At 67.6% G+C, this 18,821-nt stretch carries 19 protein-coding genes; 14 read left to right on the top strand and 5 right to left on the bottom strand.

All coding sequences use genetic code 11. The annotated features are described in order from the left end of the window. Genes BM337_RS07620 through BM337_RS07610 form a run of 3 tightly spaced genes read left to right on the top strand, consistent with a single transcriptional unit; the run spans position 1 to position 4,531 of the window. A complete protein-coding gene (locus tag BM337_RS07620; protein WP_089815660.1) occupies positions 1-2,919 on the top strand; it encodes a DNA-directed RNA polymerase subunit A' in 2,919 nt (972 codons plus the stop codon). Further along, positions 2,919-4,106 (top strand): DNA-directed RNA polymerase subunit A'', encoded by a 1,188-nt coding sequence (gene rpoA2 / locus BM337_RS07615; RefSeq protein WP_089815658.1) that lies wholly within the window; start codon positions 2,919-2,921, stop codon positions 4,104-4,106. The genes BM337_RS07620 and rpoA2 overlap by 1 nt, the downstream gene beginning before the upstream one ends. Continuing rightward, positions 4,106-4,531: a NusA-like transcription termination signal-binding factor gene (locus tag BM337_RS07610; protein WP_089815656.1), complete on the top strand. Its 426-nt coding sequence runs from the start codon at positions 4,106-4,108 to the stop codon at positions 4,529-4,531. Before rpoA2 ends, BM337_RS07610 begins: the two co-directional genes overlap by 1 nt. Before the next feature lie 79 nt (positions 4,532-4,610). Here the strand turns inward: BM337_RS07610 and BM337_RS07605 are convergent, their stop codons facing one another. Then, positions 4,611-7,625, bottom strand: a complete 3,015-nt coding sequence (locus tag BM337_RS07605) for a methyl-accepting chemotaxis protein (protein ID WP_218155532.1) — start codon at positions 7,623-7,625, stop codon at positions 4,611-4,613. 197 nt (positions 7,626-7,822) lie between these two features. Between BM337_RS07605 and BM337_RS07600 the strand changes: the two genes are divergently transcribed. From BM337_RS07600 to BM337_RS07580, 5 genes are all read left to right on the top strand, one after another. Beyond that, positions 7,823-8,251, top strand: a complete 429-nt coding sequence (locus tag BM337_RS07600; RefSeq protein WP_089815653.1) for a 30S ribosomal protein S12 — start codon at positions 7,823-7,825, stop codon at positions 8,249-8,251. 3 nt (positions 8,252-8,254) lie between these two features. Next, entirely contained in the window at positions 8,255-8,875 is a 621-nt protein-coding gene (locus BM337_RS07595) for a 30S ribosomal protein S7 (protein ID WP_089815651.1), read from the top strand. Positions 8,876-9,079: 204 nt separating this feature from the next. Continuing rightward, the gene (locus BM337_RS07590; protein ID WP_089815649.1) at positions 9,080-9,664 is read left to right on the top strand and encodes a biotin transporter BioY; all 585 of its coding nucleotides are present in this window, start codon (positions 9,080-9,082) and stop codon (positions 9,662-9,664) included. A gap of 22 nt (positions 9,665-9,686) precedes the next feature. After that, positions 9,687-10,391, top strand: a complete 705-nt coding sequence (locus BM337_RS07585; protein WP_089815647.1) for an energy-coupling factor ABC transporter ATP-binding protein — start codon at positions 9,687-9,689, stop codon at positions 10,389-10,391. Next, positions 10,385-11,101 carry an energy-coupling factor transporter transmembrane component T family protein gene (locus tag BM337_RS07580; protein WP_089815645.1) on the top strand — a complete coding sequence of 239 codons (717 nt, stop codon included), beginning with the start codon at positions 10,385-10,387 and terminating at the stop codon, positions 11,099-11,101. Before BM337_RS07585 ends, BM337_RS07580 begins: the two co-directional genes overlap by 7 nt. On the opposite strand, the gene BM337_RS07575 is transcribed toward BM337_RS07580, so the two are convergent. Next, a complete protein-coding gene (locus BM337_RS07575) occupies positions 11,098-11,850 on the bottom strand; it encodes a DUF5781 family protein (RefSeq protein ID WP_089815643.1) in 753 nt (250 codons plus the stop codon). The two genes, BM337_RS07580 and BM337_RS07575, sit on opposite strands and share 4 nt — an antisense overlap. A gap of 199 nt (positions 11,851-12,049) precedes the next feature. On the opposite strand from BM337_RS07575, the gene BM337_RS07570 reads away from it, so the two are divergent. From BM337_RS07570 to BM337_RS07560, 3 genes are all read left to right on the top strand, one after another. Continuing rightward, positions 12,050-12,793, top strand: a complete 744-nt coding sequence (locus BM337_RS07570) for a PspA/IM30 family protein (RefSeq protein WP_089815642.1) — start codon at positions 12,050-12,052, stop codon at positions 12,791-12,793. A 102-nt stretch (positions 12,794-12,895) separates the two neighbouring features. Next, positions 12,896-13,498, top strand: a complete 603-nt coding sequence (locus tag BM337_RS07565) for a hypothetical protein (RefSeq protein WP_089815640.1) — start codon at positions 12,896-12,898, stop codon at positions 13,496-13,498. A gap of 87 nt (positions 13,499-13,585) precedes the next feature. After that, positions 13,586-14,041, top strand: coding sequence for a response regulator (locus BM337_RS07560; RefSeq protein WP_089815638.1), 456 nt, complete (start codon positions 13,586-13,588; stop codon positions 14,039-14,041). Positions 14,042-14,379: 338 nt separating this feature from the next. Here BM337_RS07560 and BM337_RS07555 read toward each other — a convergent pair whose 3' ends face one another. After that, positions 14,380-15,072 carry an SOS response-associated peptidase gene (locus BM337_RS07555; protein ID WP_089815636.1) on the bottom strand — a complete coding sequence of 231 codons (693 nt, stop codon included), beginning with the start codon at positions 15,070-15,072 and terminating at the stop codon, positions 14,380-14,382. A gap of 105 nt (positions 15,073-15,177) precedes the next feature. On the opposite strand from BM337_RS07555, the gene BM337_RS07550 reads away from it, so the two are divergent. Further along, entirely contained in the window at positions 15,178-15,555 is a 378-nt protein-coding gene (locus BM337_RS07550) for a DUF7522 family protein (RefSeq protein WP_089815634.1), read from the top strand. 175 nt (positions 15,556-15,730) lie between these two features. Here the strand turns inward: BM337_RS07550 and BM337_RS07545 are convergent, their stop codons facing one another. Then, on the bottom strand, positions 15,731-16,450 hold the full coding sequence (locus BM337_RS07545) for a HalOD1 output domain-containing protein (RefSeq protein WP_089815632.1): 720 nt from the start codon (positions 16,448-16,450) through the stop codon (positions 15,731-15,733). 106 nt (positions 16,451-16,556) lie between these two features. Beyond that, positions 16,557-17,024 (bottom strand): NUDIX hydrolase, encoded by a 468-nt coding sequence (locus BM337_RS07540; RefSeq protein ID WP_089815630.1) that lies wholly within the window; start codon positions 17,022-17,024, stop codon positions 16,557-16,559. Positions 17,025-17,252: 228 nt separating this feature from the next. Here BM337_RS07540 and BM337_RS07535 point away from each other — a divergent pair, with 228 nt between their 5' ends. Beyond that, entirely contained in the window at positions 17,253-17,738 is a 486-nt protein-coding gene (locus tag BM337_RS07535; RefSeq protein ID WP_089815628.1) for a hypothetical protein, read from the top strand. Positions 17,739-18,221: 483 nt separating this feature from the next. Further along, positions 18,222-18,401: an HVO_0416 family zinc finger protein gene (locus BM337_RS07530; protein ID WP_089815626.1), complete on the top strand. Its 180-nt coding sequence runs from the start codon at positions 18,222-18,224 to the stop codon at positions 18,399-18,401. The last annotated feature ends 420 nt before the right edge of the window (positions 18,402-18,821 follow it).

The following is an 18,821-nucleotide window of genomic DNA, read 5'->3' as shown; positions in this document are numbered from 1 at the left end:
ATGAGTTCACAACAGACACCCAAGACGATCGGGTCCCTCAACTTCGGCCTGATGGACCCCGAGGAGTACCGGGAGATGAGCGCGACGAAGGTCATCACGGCCGACACGTACGACGACGACGGCTTCCCCATCGACATGGGGCTGATGGACCCGCGCCTGGGCGTCATCGACCCGGGACTGGAGTGCAAGACCTGCGGCAAGCACTCCGGGTCGTGTAACGGCCACTTCGGCCACATCGAACTCGCGGCACCGGTCATCCACGTCGGCTTCAACAAGCTCATCCGCCGCCTGCTCCGGGGTACATGTCGGAACTGCTCGCGCCTGGTGCTCGACGAGCACGAGCGCGACGAGTTCCGCGACCGCCTCACTCGCACGCGCGAACTGCAGGAGGACCTCAACGACGTCACCAAGGCCGCCATCCGGCAGGCCCGCAAGAAGGACACCTGTCCGTTCTGCGGCGAGGTCCAGTACGACATTCAACACGAGAAGCCGACGACGTACTACGAGGTCCAGCAGGTGCTCTCCTCGGAGTTCTCCCAGCGCATCGTCGCCGCCATGGAGGCCGACGAGGAAGAGGAGGACTCCCAGCCGGTCTCCCCCCAGGAACTGTCCGACAAGACCGGCATCGCCGCCTCGCGCGTCCAGGAGATCATCTCCGGGGAGTTCCGTCCCCGCGAGGAGGACCGCAAGGCCATCGAGAAGGTCCTCGACGTCGACCTGACCGAGGAGGACATGAACAAGCTGATGCCCAGCGACATCCGGGACTGGTTCGAGGACATCCCGGACGAGGACATCGAGGTGCTCGGCATGGTCGCCGAGCGCTCCCGGCCCGAGTGGATGATCCTGACGGTGCTGCCGGTGCCGCCGGTCACCGCCCGTCCCTCCATCACGCTGGACAACGGCCAGCGCTCCGAGGACGACCTGACCCACAAGCTGGTCGACATCATCCGCATCAACCAGCGGTTCATGGAGAACCGCGAGGCCGGTGCCCCACAGCTGATCATCGAGGACCTCTGGGAACTGCTCCAGTACCACGTCACCACGTTCATGGACAACGAGATCTCGGGCACGCCGCCGGCGCGACACCGCTCCGGCCGCCCGCTCAAGACCCTCTCCCAGCGCCTGAAGGGCAAGGAGGGTCGCTTCCGTGGCTCCCTGTCCGGGAAGCGCGTCAACTTCTCGGCGCGGACCGTCATCTCGCCGGACCCGACGCTCTCGCTGAACGAAGTGGGCGTACCGGACCGGGTCGCCAGCGAGATGACCCAGACGATGAACGTCAACGAGCGCAACCTCGAGGAGGCCCAGCGCTACGTCGCCAACGGGCCAGAGGCCCACCCCGGCGCCAACTACGTCAAGCGGCCCGACGGCCGCCGGCTGAAGGTGACCGAGAAGAACTGCGAGGAACTGGCCGAGAAGGTCGAACCCGGCTGGGAGGTCAGCCGCCACCTCATCGACGGCGACATCATCATCTTCAACCGGCAGCCGTCGCTCCACCGGATGTCGATCATGGCCCACGAAGTGGTCGTGATGCCGTACAAGACCTTCCGGCTCAACACCGTCGTCTGCCCGCCGTACAACGCCGACTTCGACGGCGACGAGATGAACATGCACGCGCTGCAGAACGAGGAGGCCCGGGCGGAGGCCCGCGTTCTCATGCGCGTCCAGGAGCAGATCCTCAGCCCGCGCTTCGGTGAGAACATCATCGGCGCCATCCAGGACCACATCAGCGGGACGTACCTGCTGACCCACGAGAACCCGCAGTTCAACGAGACCCAGGCGCTGGACCTGCTCCGGGCGACCCGGATCGACGAACTGCCGGCGCCCTCGGGCACCGAGGACGGCACGCCCTACTGGACCGGCCGCGACCTGTTCTCGGAGCTCCTGCCCGACGACATGAACCTGGAGTTCACGAGCGAGGCCGGCGACGACGTCGTCATCGAGGACGGTCAACTCGTCTCTGGTACCATCGACGACAGCGCCGTCGGCGGCTTCGGCGGCGAGATCGTCGACACCACGGCGAAGATGTACTCGAAGACCCGGGCGCGCATCCTCATCAACGAGGTCGCCTCGCTGGCGATGCGCTCGATCATGCACTTCGGGTTCTCGATCGGGATCGACGACGAGTCCATCCCGAAGGAGGCAGAAGAGCACATCCAGGAAGCGATCGACAACGCCTACGAGCGCGTCCAGGAACTCATCGAGACGTACGACCGGGGCGAACTCGAGTCGCTCCCGGGCCGCACCGTCGACGAGACCCTGGAGATGAAGATTATGCAGACGCTCGGCAAGGCCAGGGACTCCGCCGGTGACATCGCGGAGGACCACTTCGAGGACGACAACCCGGCCGTCGTCATGGCCGAGTCCGGCGCGCGTGGCTCGCTGCTGAACCTCACCCAGATGGCCGGCTGCGTCGGCCAGCAGGCGGTCCGGGGCGAGCGAATCAACCGCGGCTACGAGGACCGCACGCTGAGCCACTTCAAGCAGGACGACCTCTCCGCGGACGCCCACGGCTTCGTCGAGGCCTCCTACCGCAGCGGCCTCGACCCCAAGGAGTTCTTCTTCCACGCGATGGGTGGCCGCGAGGGCCTGGTCGACACGGCGGTCCGGACGTCGAAGTCCGGCTACCTGCAGCGCCGACTCATCAACGCGCTCTCCGAACTGGAGACCCAGTACGACGGCACCGTCCGGGACACCTCGGACACCATCGTCCAGTTCGAGTTCGGCGAGGACGGCACCTCGCCGGTCCGGGTCTCCTCCGACGAGGAGAACAGCGTCGACGTCGAGGGCATCGCCGACCGCGTCCTCGACGAGGAGTTCCAGTCGGCCGAACAGAAACAGGAGTTCCTCGGCGAACGCGCCGAGCCGACGAACCTGTCCGAACACGCAGACGACTGGTGGATGGCGGAGGGTGACGACTGATGACACGAGCAGACGTATCCGACGACGTCGAGGCCGTCGTGGAGGACACCGACCTCCCGCGGCGCCTCAAGGACGAGGTGTACGACACGGTCGAACAGCGGGGCCTCACCGTCGACGAGGCCGACGACGTCGCCAGGGCCGTCGAGTCCCGCTACCTCGACACCCGGGTCGACCCGCTGGACCCCGTGGGAACCGTCTCGGCCCAGTCGATCGGGGAGCCTGGGACGCAGATGACGATGAACACGTTCCACTACGCGGGCGTCGCCGAGATCGACGTCACGCAGGGGCTGCCGCGGCTCATCGAGCTGGTGGACGCCCGGAAGACTCCGGACACCCCGATGATGACAGTCCACCTGGAAGACGAGTACGCGACCGACCGGGAGAAGGCCCACGAGGTCGTCTGGAACATCGAGGCGACACGCATCCTCGCGCTGGGTGACATCTCGACGAACGTCGCCGACATGCTCGTCCAGATCGATCTCAACGACGAGACGCTGATGGAGCGGTGGCCGACGGTCTCCCGGACGGAGGACGTCGCCGACGAAATCGCCGAGACCATCGAGTCGAACCTCGGCGTGAAGACGCGGCGCTCGGGGACGGTCATCGAGTTCGGCCCCGAGGAACCCAGCTACCGCGACCTGCTCCAGCTGGTCGAGGAGCTCCGCGAGATCGTCTTCAAGGGGATCGAGGAGATCAATCGCGTCGTCATCCGCAAGGAGGAGACCGACGACGGCGAGGAGTTCGTCCTCTACACCGAGGGTTCGGCCTTCGGCGACGTCCTCGGCATCGAGGGCGTCGACGCCTCGCGGACGACGTGTAACAACATCCACGAGATCAAGAGCGAACTCGGCATCGAGGCGGCCCGCGAGACCCTGATCAACGAGACGATGCACACCCTCGAAGAGCAGGGCCTCGACGACGTGAACATCCGCCACCTGATGCTGGTCGCCGACATCATGACGAACCGCGGCGAGATCGAGTCCATCGGTCGTCACGGTATCTCCGGCAACAAGCAGTCCGTCCTCGCGCGGGCGGCCTTCGAGGTGACGGTCAACCACCTGCTCGACGCCGCGATCCACGGCGAGATCGACGCCCTCGACGGCGTCACGGAGAACGTCATCGTCGGCAAGCCGATCAAGCTCGGCACCGGCGACGTCGACCTGCGGATGGGTGCCAAACAGGACTGATGGTCGCCGAACGCTCGGACGAGGCCCGCCAGCACCTCGCGCTGTTCGAGGACGAGGCCGGCGTCGGCGTCCGGGACTGCGTCGTCGTCGATGACCACGACCTGGTCGTCTTCCTCGTCGAAGCCGGCGAGATGGCCGACGCCATCGGCCCCGGCGGTCGCAACGTCGAGCGCGTCGAGCGCGAACTCGACCGGGACGTCAAACTCGTCGAGGACGCCCCCTCCCCCGCGGGGTTCGTCGCCAACGCGCTGGCGCCCGCCACGGTGAACAACGTCACCATCTCGCGGAACCAGGACACCGTCGCCTACGTCGAGGTGGCCAGTGAGGACCGCGGCGTCGCCATCGGCACCGGCGGGAAGAACATCGACGCCGCGCGTCGCCTGGCCGCGCGCCACTGCGACGTCGACGGCATCGAGCTAACGTAGGCGGTCGCTCTTTTCGGCGTTCGACGGCACTCCCAGTGACGACTCGACAGTGCGAACCGCAAAAGAGGGCGCAGCGACGCTAGTCGTCGTCCGAGGCGGGCGAGGGGTCGTCGAAGTCAGAAACGGTCGGGTCCTCGTCGGTTACGTCGTCGTCCTCGGTCGCCGGGGCGGCGTCCGTCGTCGCCAGCGCGTCGTCCAGCGGGTCGTCGCCGGCGGACCCCCGGGTCGTCAGTCCGCCGACCGCCCCGGCCACGCGGTCCGACGCGCCACGCAATCGGCGCTTCAGCCCGTCCACCCGGTCTGACGCGCCCGAAAACCGCTCGGAGACGTCGGCCCGGTCGGGCAGCCGAACTCGCTCAGTCACGTCGTCCACGACGCCGTCGGCACCGTCCGTCGCTCGACCGAGCCCGGCGGCGTCCGCGTGGGCTGTGTCGCCCGCGTCGGCTCCACCCCGTTCGGCCTCGTCGACGGCGGCATCGGCCTGCGCGGTCGGGGCGCCGTCACTGTCGGCGTCTGCAGGCGGCTCGTCGTCCGACTGCGGCCCCTCCTCGCCCGCGATGGGCGTCCACTCGTCCTCGTCGGTTTCCGGGAACTCGTCGCCTCCTCGGGTCGCGTCGGTCCCGTCGGTCGCGTCGTTCTCGTCGACCAGGGCGTCCTCGTCCGTCGAGCGCTCGTCCGCCTGACCGTCGGTCGCCTGGTCCTCCTCGGCCGGGCCTGGTCCCGCGTCGTCGTCGATTTCCGGGTCCGCGACCGACGCGACGGTGGTCTCGCCCTCGACCTCGAACTGGTCGACGAGGTCGCGCAGGTCGCTCGCCCGGCCGGAGAGCGACCGGATGTTCCGGGTCACCTCGGTGATGGAGGCAGTCTGTTGCTCGGTCGCGGCGGCGGCGTTCTGGGCGCGCGCGAGGGTCTGTTCGCTGACGTCGCCGACCTGGTCGACCATGGCGACGACCTCCTCGGTGGAGGCGGCCTGGTCGTCCGTGGCGTCGGCGATGGACTGGACGCCGGCGTCGGCGTCCTCGACCTGGTCGACGATCTCCTCAAGCGTGTCGACGGTCTCCTCGACGGAGTCGACGCCGGACTCGACGCGGTCGCCCATCTCGCGGACGTCGTCGACGGCCTCGCTCGTGGCGTCCTGGACCTCGTCGATCATCGCCGCGATCTCGTCGGTGGCCTCGGTGGTCTCCTGGGCCAGGGACTTGATCTCGTCGGCGACGACGGCGAATCCCTGGCCGGCCTCGCCCGCGCGGGCGGCCTCGATGGATGCGTTGAGCGCGAGCATGTTCGTCTGGTCGGCGATCTGGTCGATGAAGGCGACGACCTCCTCGATGTCGGCCATCTCCTCGTCGAGTCGTTCCATCTGTTCGGCGGTCTCCGCTGCGGTCTCCTCGATGGCGTTCATCTCCGCGACGGTCGCGGTGGCGGCCTCGCTGCCGTCTTCGCCGGCGGCGGCGGCCCGCTGGGACCGGTTGGCGACCTCGGTGGCCGAGGAGGCGACCTCCTCGATGGTCGCCGACAGGTCGGTCATCTCCCCGGCGGCCTGGGAGACGTTTCGGTCCTGGCGCTCGGCGTCGGCGGCGATCTCCTGGACCGTGTCGCTGACCTGTGAACTGGCCTCCTCGACCTCTGCGGCGCTGGCCGAGATGGTCTCGCTGGAGGCGTCGACCTCCGCGGCGAAGTCGTCTATCTGGTCGACCGTGTGCTGGAGTTCGGAGAGCATGTCGTTGAACGCCGTCGCGATGGCGGCCATGGCCTCGTTGTCGAGATCCGAATCGAGGCGCTGGGTGAGGTCGCCGTCGGCGGCCCGTTCCATCGTCCGGCTGAACGACTCGGCCTGCGTTTCGAGTGTGGCGGCGAGTTGCTCGGCCTCCTTCCGGGCCGCCTCGGAGTCGGCGCGGGCCTGCTCGATGTCGGCGACGAACCCCTCCAGGTCCCGGCGCATCCGGTCCAGCGAGTCACCCAGCGCGCCGGGGACGTCCTGGTCCAGGACGGGGGCGTCGAACTCCTGGGAGGCCAGCGCCTCCGCCTGGGAGCCGACCGTCTGGAGGTAGAGCTGGATCTCCCGGAAGGCGGCGTTGACGTCGCCGATCTCGTCGATCCGGTCGGTCTCGTCCATCGACGCCGTCAGGTCCCCCTCGGCGAGCGAGCGGGCCTGCGTCGCGAGTCGCGGCAGGGCGCCCGTGAGGTCGCGACCGACGATGACGCCCAGGACGACGAACCCGCCCATCGCGACCCCGATGAGCGCGATCAGGTCGGTCTGGATCTGCTGGCGGAGCGCGTAGGCCGACGACGTCGGCGCCTCCTTGACGACGACCCAGTCGGTGCCGGGGACGCCCGCGGCCGCGACCAGGGAGTCACCGACCCGCTGGACGGTGGCGTTCCCGTCCTCGGCGTCCGTCGTCACGGCGTGGTCGCCGTAGGGCCCCGTCTCGTGGACCTGGCTGTCGTTCCGAGAGAAGGTGACCGTTCCGTCGCCGTCGAGGACGCGCGTCTCCCCACCCTCGATGGCGTTCTGGAACCCGGCAGCGGTCGCGCCCGTGTCGACGACGAGCATGATCGCGGTGTCACGGCCGGGGACCGGGCTCGCGAAGGCCAGACGGTTCAGTGCGAAGTGGCGGTACGCGCTCGACGTCGCGACGTCGTCCGGGCCGTCGAACGTCAGTTCGCCGCCCGCCCACTCGGCGCCGGTGCTCTCGATGGACGCACCCATCATCGAGGTACCAGTACTCCGCTCGATAGTTCCCTTCGAGGGGTCGATGTAGTGGATGTCGATGATGTCGGCCGGGAGCCGTTCCACTTCCCTGTCGAGAACGTCTGCGATGGCGGGTTCCTTACCGGTTCGCACCACTTCGTGGTTCGACAGCATCCGGGTGGTGTCCTCCTGGCGTGCGGTCCAGGATGCGATCGAGTCGGCCTGCTGCACCGTACTCGTTTCGAGCTGGACGTCGCGCTGGTCGGTCAGTTCGGCCGAGACGGTCTGCTGGGTGTACACGCCGAGGCTCGACACCGCGACCAGCACGACGAGTACGACGAGGGCGAACTTCCGCAGGTAGCTCTTCCTGATAGCGTCCGGGAGATGGGATTGTAATCTCATTCGTGAAAGTGAAGGCAGTCTGCGACAGCCTGTTCAGTAGGGCTACGACTCGATTCGGTCAGCAAAAGTCCTCGCCCCCGATTATCAGGAAAGAAACTCCCGCGAGCGATGGTGGACGCGACGTGGGCTGTGTCACCGCACCGTGGCGGGGTCGAAAGAGGAGTCTTAAGTACCTCGGCGGGTTACCGAAGCCTACTATGGCGAACGGCAAATATGCCGCACGCAAACTCAAGAAGGACCGCCAGAACCACCGGTGGTCCGACTCTGACTACGCGCGCCGCGAGCGCGGTCTGGGCAAGGCCTCGGACCCGCTCGAGGGCGCCCCCCAGGGTCGAGGGATCGTGCTCGAGAAGGTCGGTATCGAAGCGAAACAGCCCAACTCCGCGATCCGGAAGTGCGTCCGGGTCCAGTTGATCAAGAACGGCAAGCAGGTCACCGCGTTCTGTCCCGGTGACGGCGCCATCTCCTTCATCGACGAACACGACGAAGTCACCATCGCCGGCATCGGCGGGGCGAAGGGTCGTGCGATGGGGGACCTCTCCGGCGTCAACTACAAGGTCGACAAGGTCAACGGCGTCGCCATGCTCGAACTCGTCCGCGGGAACGCGGAGAAGCCGGTGCGATAACAGATGAGCGAATCAGAATCCGAGCCGGCCGAGGACGAGGCCGGCGCCGACGAAGAGCAGGAGACCGCCGTCGCCAAGCTGTTCGGCGAGTGGGAGGTCACCAACATCGACTACCAGGACCCCTCGACCGAGCGCTACATCACGGTTACGCCTATCGCCCACACCATGGGCCGGCACGCCAACAAGCAGTTCCAGAAGTCCGAGATCTCCATCGTCGAGCGGCTCATCAACCGCCTGATGCAGACCGACGAGAACACGGGCAAGAAGCAGCTCGCGACCACCATCGTCGAGGACGCCTTCGACATCATCGCCGAGCAGACCGACGAGAACCCGGTCCAGGTGCTCGTCACCGCCGTCGAGAACAGCGCACCCCGCGAGGAGACCGTCCGCCTGAAGTACGGTGGGATCAGTGTGCCCAAGGCCGTCGACGTCGCGCCCCAGCGCCGCGTCGACCAGGGCCTGAAGTTCCTCGCCGAGGGCGTCTACGGCGACTCGTTCAAGACGAACACCGACGCCGAGGATGCGCTCGCCCAGCAGCTCATCGGCGCCGCCGACGGCGACGTCCAGACCTACGCCGTCAACCAGAAAGAAGAGAAGGAACGCGTCGCGGCCGCAGCGCGATAACTGCCGTTCTCTCTATCTTCGTTTTCCTCACCCGTAGCGACCAGCTTCGCCTCCGTATAGCCGGTGTCGTCGCCCCTCGATCCGGTTTGCCGGCCCTCGAAGCGTGGTTCCCAGCCACGAGCCGTGTTCGCCAGCCGCCGAGCCCCCGTTCGTCACCCGTCGTAAACCAGCAGTTATTTGTCGGTTTACGACCCAGCCAGTCCCATGTCGCAGGAACACGAGTCCGTCGACCTCGTCGGCGACGAGACGGTCGAGTACTTCGCGAAGGCCGTCCTTCTCGCCGCACTGACCGCGGCCCTCGCACAGGTGTCGATTCCGCTACCGGGGAACCTCCCGCCGTTCTCACTCCAGCCGTTCGGGGCTTTCTTCGCGGGCCTGTTGCTCGGGCCCCTCTGGGGCGGCCTCGCACTCGCGTTGTACATACTGGTCGGCGTCGCCGGCGCACCGGTGTTCTCGAACGGCAACGCGGGGCTGGGGTACGTCCTGGTCGGGCAGGGGACCGGTGGCTTCATCGTCGGTTTCCTCGTCGGTGCCGTGGTCGCGGGGGCCATCGCGCACCGCGGCGTCGTCCCCAGGCCGGTCGACGAGTTAGGGACCCCGATCCAGCTGGCGGCGCTGCTCGCCGCCCAGTTCGTCATCTTCGCCGTCGGTATCCCGTGGATGGCGTCGGTGCTCGGCCTCTCGCTGACGAGAGCGGCAGCGATCATGGCGCCGTACGTCCCCCTCGGCGTGATGAAGGTCGCCATCGCCGTCGGTATCGTCCGGGGCGGCTATCTCGTGCGAGAGTGACCGTGGCGGAGACCACACCGACATGATCGAGATACGCGGGCTGGTGTCGCGGTACGGCGGAGTCGTCGCCGTCGACGGCGTCTCCCTGACGGTAGGGGACGGCGAGTTCCTGGTCCTGGTCGGTCCGAACGGTTCCGGCAAGACCACGCTCGTCCGTCACTGCAACGCGCTGCTCGAACCCGACGAAGGATCAGTGCTCGTCGACGGCCGCAACGTGGCCGAGAACCCCGTCGCCGCGCGGACGAGCGTCGGGATGGTGTTCCAGCACCCCCGGGACCAGTTCGTCGCCGCGACCGTCGGTGCAGACGTCGCCTTCGGTCCGGAGAACCTCGGCCTCGACCGTGGCGAGATAGACCGGCGCGTCGACTCGGCGCTCGACGCCGTCAACCTCGACGGTCGCGAGGACGCGACCATCTCGTCGCTGTCCGGCGGCGAGCAGGCCCGGGTCGCCATCGCCGGCGCGCTCGCGATGGAACCCGATCACCTCGTCCTCGACGAACCGCTGGCCGGTCTCGACCAGGCCGCTCGCGAGTCCATCGTCGACCGGCTCGCGGCGCTCCACGCCGACAGGACGAGCGTCGTCGTGGTCACTCACGACCTGCGTGACCTGCACCGACTGGCCGACCGCGTGGTGGGGATGGTCGACGGGTCGGTCGCGTTCGACGTGGACTCTCCGGATGGGCTGGACGCCCTCGACGACGTCGGCGTGCGTGACCCGCGATGTTGAGCTTCGTCCCCGGGTCGACGCCGGCCCACCGACTCGACCCGCGCTCGAAGCTCTGCTTCCAGGCCGGGTTCGCCGTCGCGGCGCTGGCTGCTGACTCGGTCGCGTGGCTCGCCGCGACGTACCTGCTCACCGCCGTCGTCCTGACCGCCGCCCGGCTCTCGCCCGTGCGCGTGGCCCGAGACTACCGAATCGTCCTCGGTGTACTCGCCGTCGCACCAGTGGTTGCCGGCCTCGCGCTGGGCCCGCCCTGGTTCCGCGTCGGTCCCGCACGTGATTCGCTGTTCGCGGTGCTCCGGGTCCCGCCGGTGCTCGCCGTCAGCGCCGCTTACGTCAGGACGACGCCGGTGCGAGACACGCGCGCAGCCATCCAGCGGGTCGTTCCCGGCCGGCCGGGGCAACTACTGGGCGTCGGCGTGGGACTCGTCTTCCGCTTTTTCCCCCTGGTCGTCGACGACCTCCGGACGGTCCGAACTGCGATGCACGCACGCGCCGGACAGCGGCGACCGTTCCACGACCGCGCCCGGCGGCTGTTCCTCCGGGGACTCGACCGGACCGTCGCGCGCGCCGACCGCCTCGCCGTCGCGCTCCAGGCCCGCTGTTTCGCCTGGAACCCGACACTGCCCGCGTTGGCATTCGAGCGGGCAGACTACCCGGTGATGCTGGCTGGTATCGCCCTGGGACTGGCGCCTGTCGTTCCGCTGTTCCTCTAGTCCGCCGCCTGTTCGCCGCGCTGGGCCGTCGCGTACTCCCGCGTCACGTCGACGAGCGCCTTGCGGTAGGTGCTCTCGTCGGTGTCGCGGGCCAGCGTGGCGAAGTGGCGCTTGAACGTGGACAGACCGACGTGGGGCGCGTCGTCGGCCGCGACGCGGGCCAGGTCGTACATCGGGTGGTCGTCCTCGACCAGGTCGTGACGCTCGACCAGCGCCAGCGCGAAGGCGGCGTTGACCGCGGTGATGTCCGGGTCCGACGTCGGCGTGAGCCGCTGGCCGGCGGGCGGGTCGTGGGGCACGTCGGCGATAGCGGTCGCCAGCTGTGACTCCAGGAAGGTGACCAGTTTGTCCGCCGGCGCGACGCCCAGCCAGACGTCGTCGGCGTAGATGTCCTTCATGTGGTTGGCGATCTGGTAACAGTGCGAGAGCTTCCGGCGTTCGACGCTCCGGCCGGCCAGCGCGAGGTAGATGGCCTCCTCCGTCGACTGCGTGTGTGAGGGGTGGCCCTGCTCGTAGCGAGCCATGTGCGCGAACTCGTGGAGCGCGAGTTCCCGGGCCATCGCGCTCGTCGCCGCCTGTCGGGAGATGGTGAGCAGGTGGCTCTCCGCGTCGTGGCTCACGCGGGTTCGCTCGTCGGGGTCTTCGCGGACGCGAACGGTCACCCGGCGCTCCAGGTCCTGTTCCGTCTCGAAGACGTCGCGGGCACCGAGAAAGGGTTCGGCCGGCCCACCCTGCACGTGGACGTCCATTCTGTTGACGGGAGGGTCTGTGCGCGTATTACTCTTGCGGGGGTGTACCACGGCGCGAGGGACCGCCGGACGTCGGATCCCGCGCCGACGCAGACGTTCAGTTTCAGCAACACAATTAACCGGGTCTCGCCCGTAGCGTGCGCATGCCCCGACACCGCCCCAGCCGGCGAGACGACGCGGACGACCGGAAGGGATCGCGATGACCCTCTTTCAGCGACTCTCCTTCACCGTCCAGTCGTGGCTGAACGCCCTGCTGAACCGGGCAGCGGACCCCGCCGCGGAACTCGACTACTCCTACGAGCAGTTACGCGACGAGCTCCAGGGGATCAACCGCGGCATCGCCGACCTCACGACCCAGAAGAAGCGCCTAGAGATGCATCGCGAGCGCCTGCAGAGCGCCGTCGAGAAACACGACGAGCAGGTCCGCGAGGCGGTCCGGCAGGACCGTGACGACCTGGCCAGGCGCGCACTGGAGAAGAAACACGCCGCCAGCGAACAGATCGCCGACCTCGGCGACCAGATCGAGCGCCTGCAGGCGACCCAGGACCGGCTGGTCGAGCGCCAGATCGCGCTCCGGGGTCGGATCGAGGGGTTCCGAACGCACAAAGAGTCGCTGAAAGCCCGTCACGAGGCGGCCCAGGCGTCGGCGCGGGTCGCGGAGGCGTTCTCCGGCGTCGGGGGCCGGATGACCGACGTGAACCGTGCCGTCGAACGCGCCGCCGAGCGGACCGAGCAGATGGAGGCCCGCGCGGCCGCCCTGGAAGAACTGGAGGAGAGCGGCGCACTCGACGACGTCCTCGCCGAGGGCGACGACATCGACCGCGAACTGAACCGCCGGTCGTCCGAACAGCGGATCGACCGGGAGCTATCCGAGCTGAAGACGCGCCTGGGCCGGGAGCCGGACCAGTCCAGCGCGCTCGAGTCCGAGGAGGCGACGGGGTGAGAAACGTGCTGAGAGATGGGCCGACGGCGGTGGCTCGGTCGTCAGTGAAACCGTCTCTCACGCCCCCGTGAGTCCTTTATCCCGTCTACTCGTCGACCCGCCATGCCCATCGATATCGACGACTTCCAGGAGTACTGCGAGTTCGGCCCGGAACGGGTGTACCTCTTGCTGGCCATCGCCCGGGCCAAGGACAACGAGGGTCTCACCGCGAGTTCGGAGCGGGTGATCCGTGAAATCGTCGCGGAGGCCGAGGAACTCCCCGAGACGGTCGCGCGACTCGACCACGCGGTCTCGCGATTCGAGGAGCGCTACCGACTCTACCTCACCGTCAACGCGCGGGACACCACGTCGGCGCTCTTCCGGCTCCGCGAGCGGACCGACGACTGGCTGGAGATGCGCTTCCACGGCGACACGGACGTCCTCCGGAAGTTCAAGCGGGTCGACAGCGAGTTCCTGTCGGTGCTCCAGTCGGACGCCTGTGCCGACGAGACGAACTTCCTCTTCGACCTCGACGACGTCTCGGCGGCGGCGGCCGACGCGTTCGCCGACTCGCTCGCCGATTCCACGACAGTCCTGCTCCGCCGGGAGACGCCCAACGGGTTCCACGTCGTCACCGAACCGTTCGACTACACCCGGCTGTCCGCCGGCGTCGACTACGAACTGAAGACGGACGATATGGTGTTCGTCGGATTCGCCGGCGAGTGAGTCGCCCTCCGCCGGACACCGACCTAACATAATTGGGAAACGAGTTACCTCGGTCGATAGCCTCTCTCACGTACTGAGACAGCGATCGTGGAACGAAGTAATTCACGCGGAAACAGCGGTCCGTTCGACGTCCTGCTCGTCGAAAGCGATCCAGAAGCGGCCTCGCGGTTCGTCGAGTCCTTCGAGGCGACCGACGCCACGGAGACCGTCTCGGTCGTCGGGGACGGCGCCGACGCGCTCGATTTCCTCCACCAGCGCGACGGCTACGCGGACGCCCCGCGTCCCGACATCATCCTGCTCGACCTCCACGTTCCGGGAACGAGCGGAAACGAGATCCTCGCCGAACTCGATAGTCGGCCCGAGTTGCGCCGGATCCCCGTGCTCGTTCTCACCGCCTCGGACGAGGCGGCGGACGTCACGCGATCGTACGAACTCAACGCAAACGCCTATCTCGAGAAGCCGACGTCGTCGGAAGCGTTCGTGACGATGGCCCGCGCCATCGAGGATTTCTGGCTCGGCGTCGCGCATCTCCCACCGAAGTAGCCCGGGCTCCGCCGGCATTCCGGGCCCCGCCGGCATTCCTGACACCGACGGCAATTCCGGGCACCGCCGGCATTCCGGGCACCGACGGCAATTCCTGACACCGACGCCACTGGAGACGACGCTATCGGTCGTCGTGAAGAGAGAAGTGCCAGCCGTGAGCGGGGGGCTCGACGGCTGGACTCGTGTGGGGGTGGGTGGAAGTGCCGGTGGTATCGCATGGTCAACCGGCAGTTGTACTCGGTGGGGGAGCGGAATAAGTAACGAGCCAAACTGATGAGGGCCGGCGTCAACACGTCGTCTCCCCGGCGACCGGCGGTCGAGGCCGTCGGAGCGAGCGGTCAGCCGAAGTCGCCGAGGCCGGCCTGTTCAGACGGGTCCGCCTCGACGACGCCCGGGTGGTCGTTGGCCGGGTCGTTGACCGCGGTGGAGACCGGGTAGGCGGCGAGGTCGTCGCCCGGATACGGGCGGCACAGCCCCCGCCGCTCGTCGGGCCCGGCCTCGAGCCAGGTTCGCTCGGCCTCCGGCGGCAGGATCACCGGCATCCGGTCGTGGATGGGCGCGACGACGTCGTTCGGTTCGGTCGTGAGTATCGTCACCGTCGCCAGCGTCTCGTCCGCGCCCTCCCAGCGCTCCCAGAGCCCGGCCATCGCGAACGCCGGGTCGTCGCCGTCGCGGTAGATGCGGTAGGGCCGCTTCCCGCCGACGTCGCGGTCCTGCCACTCATAGAAGCCCGTCGAGGGCACGAGACACGGCCGGCGTTCCCAGGCCTCGCGGAACGAGCGCTTCTCCGCGGCCGTCTCCGAGCGAGCGTTGATCAGCCCACGGGTCGGCTCCTCGGCCCACGACGGGACGAGCCCCCACTGGAACTGGTCGATGGTCGCCGGTGCCTCGTTCGTGACGACCTCGAGGTCGCTCCCGGGGGCGACGTTGTACCGCGGCCGGTAGTCCACCCCGCCGTCGGTGACGAGTTCGGCGGCGAAACGGTCCTCCAGGTCCGCCCGTTCGAGGAACAGCGAGGTACGTCCGCACATGTCGTCTGGTACGCTGTCGGCGACACTAAGGGTACCGCCGGCGGCGGACGGACGGTAATCAGTTAGGCTGCGATACTAAGTGAGTCGTGTCGAAAGCCCCGAGGCATGACGACCAGCAGCTCCCCGGACGAGCAAGACCTCGTCGACGACCTCCTGACGGCGGCGGACGGAGCCCTCCGGTCGGTCGCGGTCTACTACGAGACGGACTACGAGATGCTGTACATGCGAGAGAACGTCGACGTCGTCTACTCGCACCAGGAGCGTGACGCCATCTTCGACGACCTTCGCCTCGAAGGCTGGGGCCGGGACCGCCTCCAGGACCTGTTCAACGCCGGCGAACTGGAGTGTAGCGTCTACGGCTTCGACGAGGCGATGATGCTACACTTCGTGAAAAACGGGTTCGAAGGCGTCTTCGTCACGTACGACCGCGGCGAGGGCATCGACGTCGAGGAGTTCATCCGGGTCTGCGAGCGCCACTTCTGACGGCCCACTCGTGGCTCGCGGATGCGGGAACGTCCTTCGTCGGCGAGACCACCGGGCAGCTGTAAGCACGAGCCCGACGAGTACCGGGACCGGCAGGTCGCGGCATCGAGCCGTCGATCGACTGTGTGTCGCCGGATCCAGAAGACGGGAGGCGTCGAAAAACATCTCGGCCGCCTCACCCCGACGCGAGCGACGTCGACACGTCCGCGTCCCCGAGCGGTTCGTACGCGGTGACGGTCCCCGAGCTGGTGATACCGATCTCGTAGGAATCCGTGCGGAACAGGTATCGCCACTGGGAGTCGTCCTGCTGGCGCAGGTCGGTGAGCAGTTCCGGGTCGACGTGCGTGTAGAGCGGGTCGAGTTCGGTCCGGTCGACGCCGTTCAGTTCGGCGAGCAACGCGATGGTCGCGTCGACGACCGGCGTCGGCCCCGAGCGGTCGGCCCACGTCGTCTCCGCGAGGACGCGGTCCCGGCCCGCGGTCGTCTCCGGTGTCTGCCCGGCGATAGCCGACCGACCCGCGAGCACGCCGGCGCCGAGGCCGCCGCTCACGACGGTGAGTATCTGGTCGGTCAATCCGGTAACCGGCACCCCGGTGTGGAGGTGGAGGACGACCCACCAGCCGCTGATACTCGCGGCGACCAGCGCCCCGACCCAGCCGTGCCGGGCGATCCGCCTGCGCTGGTCGTGCGCGTACGACCCGCGGCGGAGCCGGATCGCGAACACACCGAGTCCGGCGGCGATGGCCATCGGGACGATGGCCTCGGGCGTTTCGAGGTGGCGCGGGCCGGGCGTCGACGGGAGCAGGCCCAGGCAGATCGCCACGACCATCACGCTGAAGACCAGCAGGTAGTTCTCCCACGCGCGCGCCTCGGAGCGTGGCCGGTCCGGAGTCATTACCGAGAAGTCGGTCGTCTTCGGCAAAAAACACTGGCATCGTCCAGGCAACTCACAGCCGGAAGACGGAGACCGCATTCGGGCAGAAACGACGCCGAGCGGGCGCTCAGTCGGCAGTGACGCCGCCGCCCGGACCCCCGACGTCACCGGCGTCGAGCGCGTGGAGGTAGTCGTCGAGGTCCAGCGCGAACGCGGCGTCCGTCGGGAGGTCGACCCAGAAGAACTCGAAGCGATTCCCGCGTTCCGCGCCCGCTCCGGTGACGGTGTGGGTCCACGCGTCCTTCGCACCCAGCACGGGGACGTGGAAGAAGTTGCGGACGTACCGCTTCGGCGGGAACGCCCGGCGGTTCCAGACGTCGGTGACCAGGTGCTGTATCCCCTCGAAAGTGGCGAGGCCGCTCTCCTCGATGACTTCGCGACACAGCGCTTCGCGCGGGCCCTCGCCCGGTTCGATCGTCCCCTTCGGTACCTGGAGCCCGTCGTGTTCCGGCCCGTCGAACACCAGCAACTCCGACCCGTTCCTGGTGACGTAGGCGCAGGCCTTCTCGACGTAGGTGACGCCCTGTTCGGTCATATCAACTGATTACGAGGAGCAGCGTATAACTGTGACCACTAATGCCCCTCTAGGTGTTGGAGGAAGATCAGGGGATCGAGTGACGCCGTCGTGGTCCCAGTGTAATCCGGGGCCAGTGTGAACGGGATCTGGGTGACCGGTCGCGTGCGGCCGCGTGCCACACGTGGTTGGCCGCCCACGGACGGCCGCAAACCGGTGTTTTATCACGAGACTGTCCGAACCACCGGTATGAGTTCGAACGTCTTCGTTGTCCCCTGCGACCCGGACGACTTCGACCGGACGGTCCGGTCCGCTGTCTCGCTCGCCGACTACCCCGACCACCCCGACGCCCTCCCGGAGGGAGACGAGGTCCGGTTCTGGGGCGTCCAGGACGGCGACAGCAACCAGACTTACTTCGAGAAGATGGACGCCGGCGACCTCGTGCTGTTCTACCAGGACGACACGTACGTCGGGACCGGCCGCATCGGAACCACGTTCACCGACGACGAGTCGTGGGCGGCCACCACCGTCTGGCACGACACCCCCGCCTCGCGCATCTTCACCGTCGACGAGTTCACGCCGGTCTCCGTCCCCCGGGCGGCCGTGAACCGCATCTTCGACTACGCGGACGGTTACAACCCGGGCGGCCTGATGCGCGTGGCCGACGGCCGCGTCAGCAAGCGTCCGGCAGCGATCGAACTCGCGCTGGAACAGTACACCGAAAAACACGCGTAGACGGCGTCGCTCCGCCAGCGTTCGCGCCACAGGCGTCCGGTGTCTCGGCAGTCGCATCGCCAGGGAATCGCGAGCGTCGGCTCGGTCGGGTGCCAGGCGCTCGACCAGCGGCCCTGGTATCAGCACTGATACTCAGACCCCCAATTCTTATTACCGTCCCTCGCATTCGCTCCTATAATGGCGCCCCACCGGTGCCATTATCCACCTTCCCACCACCCACCACCCACCATTCCTTTTTGGTACTACTCCTGATAGTGGCGACGCCCCCCGGCGACGCGAGAGGGGCGATTACTCCATAGAGGCGTGCGAACACCGTACCGTGACGCGTGCGGTCGCCACGCCGCGATCCCGGCCTGGATCTGGCTCTATCACGAGTAGCGCCAGGTACGTGCCAGTACTCGCCAGTCCCTCACGGGACTGCTGCCCGGTGTCAATTGACACGACCAGTAAACCTATATGCTGGTGTGCTATACCATAGCATGTATGGCGACCGCCCCGAGCACTGACGACATGATAGACGAGTTCCTCTCACAGCGCGGGCACGAAACCGAGTCGGTCGGCTGGCAGGAGAGCTACAACAAGAAGCAGTGTCCGGACTGCGGTGGTCTCCACGAAGGGGCGGCCACCGAATGCTCGGTCTGCGGCTGGGCACCAGGCAACTGAACGACGCCCGTCGTCACTTTTCTCGATACCGCGTCGATAGCGACGCGACCGCGTGATCGGCTCCGGAACGAGGCGCAGCGTCGCCGCTGGCAGTTACCGTCGAGTAGCCACTCCGTGCCAGTCGAAAAGATAGGGTCGAAAGGGGGGTCTTTCGATAAGGGGGGTCGAAAGGGGGGTCTTTCGATAAGGGGGGTCGAAAGGGGGGTCTTTCGATAAGGGGGGTCGAAAGGGGGAGATAGCGTCTAGGGGGGTTGGTCAGTGTGTGAGGTCACATCGCGTCGAGCGCGGTTTGCAGGAACATACCCATCGCGAGGTGCTGTTGCACCGCGCGCTCGATCCGCGACTTCGCAGCGGAGCGGTCGCTGACCGAGTACTGCTTGGTCTGCACGAGCTCGTGGACGGCGAGGGTGCCGTCGTCTT

The sequence above is a fragment of the Halomicrobium zhouii genome (genome assembly GCF_900114435.1).
Classification (GTDB): domain Archaea; phylum Halobacteriota; class Halobacteria; order Halobacteriales; family Haloarculaceae; genus Halomicrobium; species Halomicrobium zhouii.
This window is presented reverse-complemented; position numbering and strand designations above follow the sequence as displayed.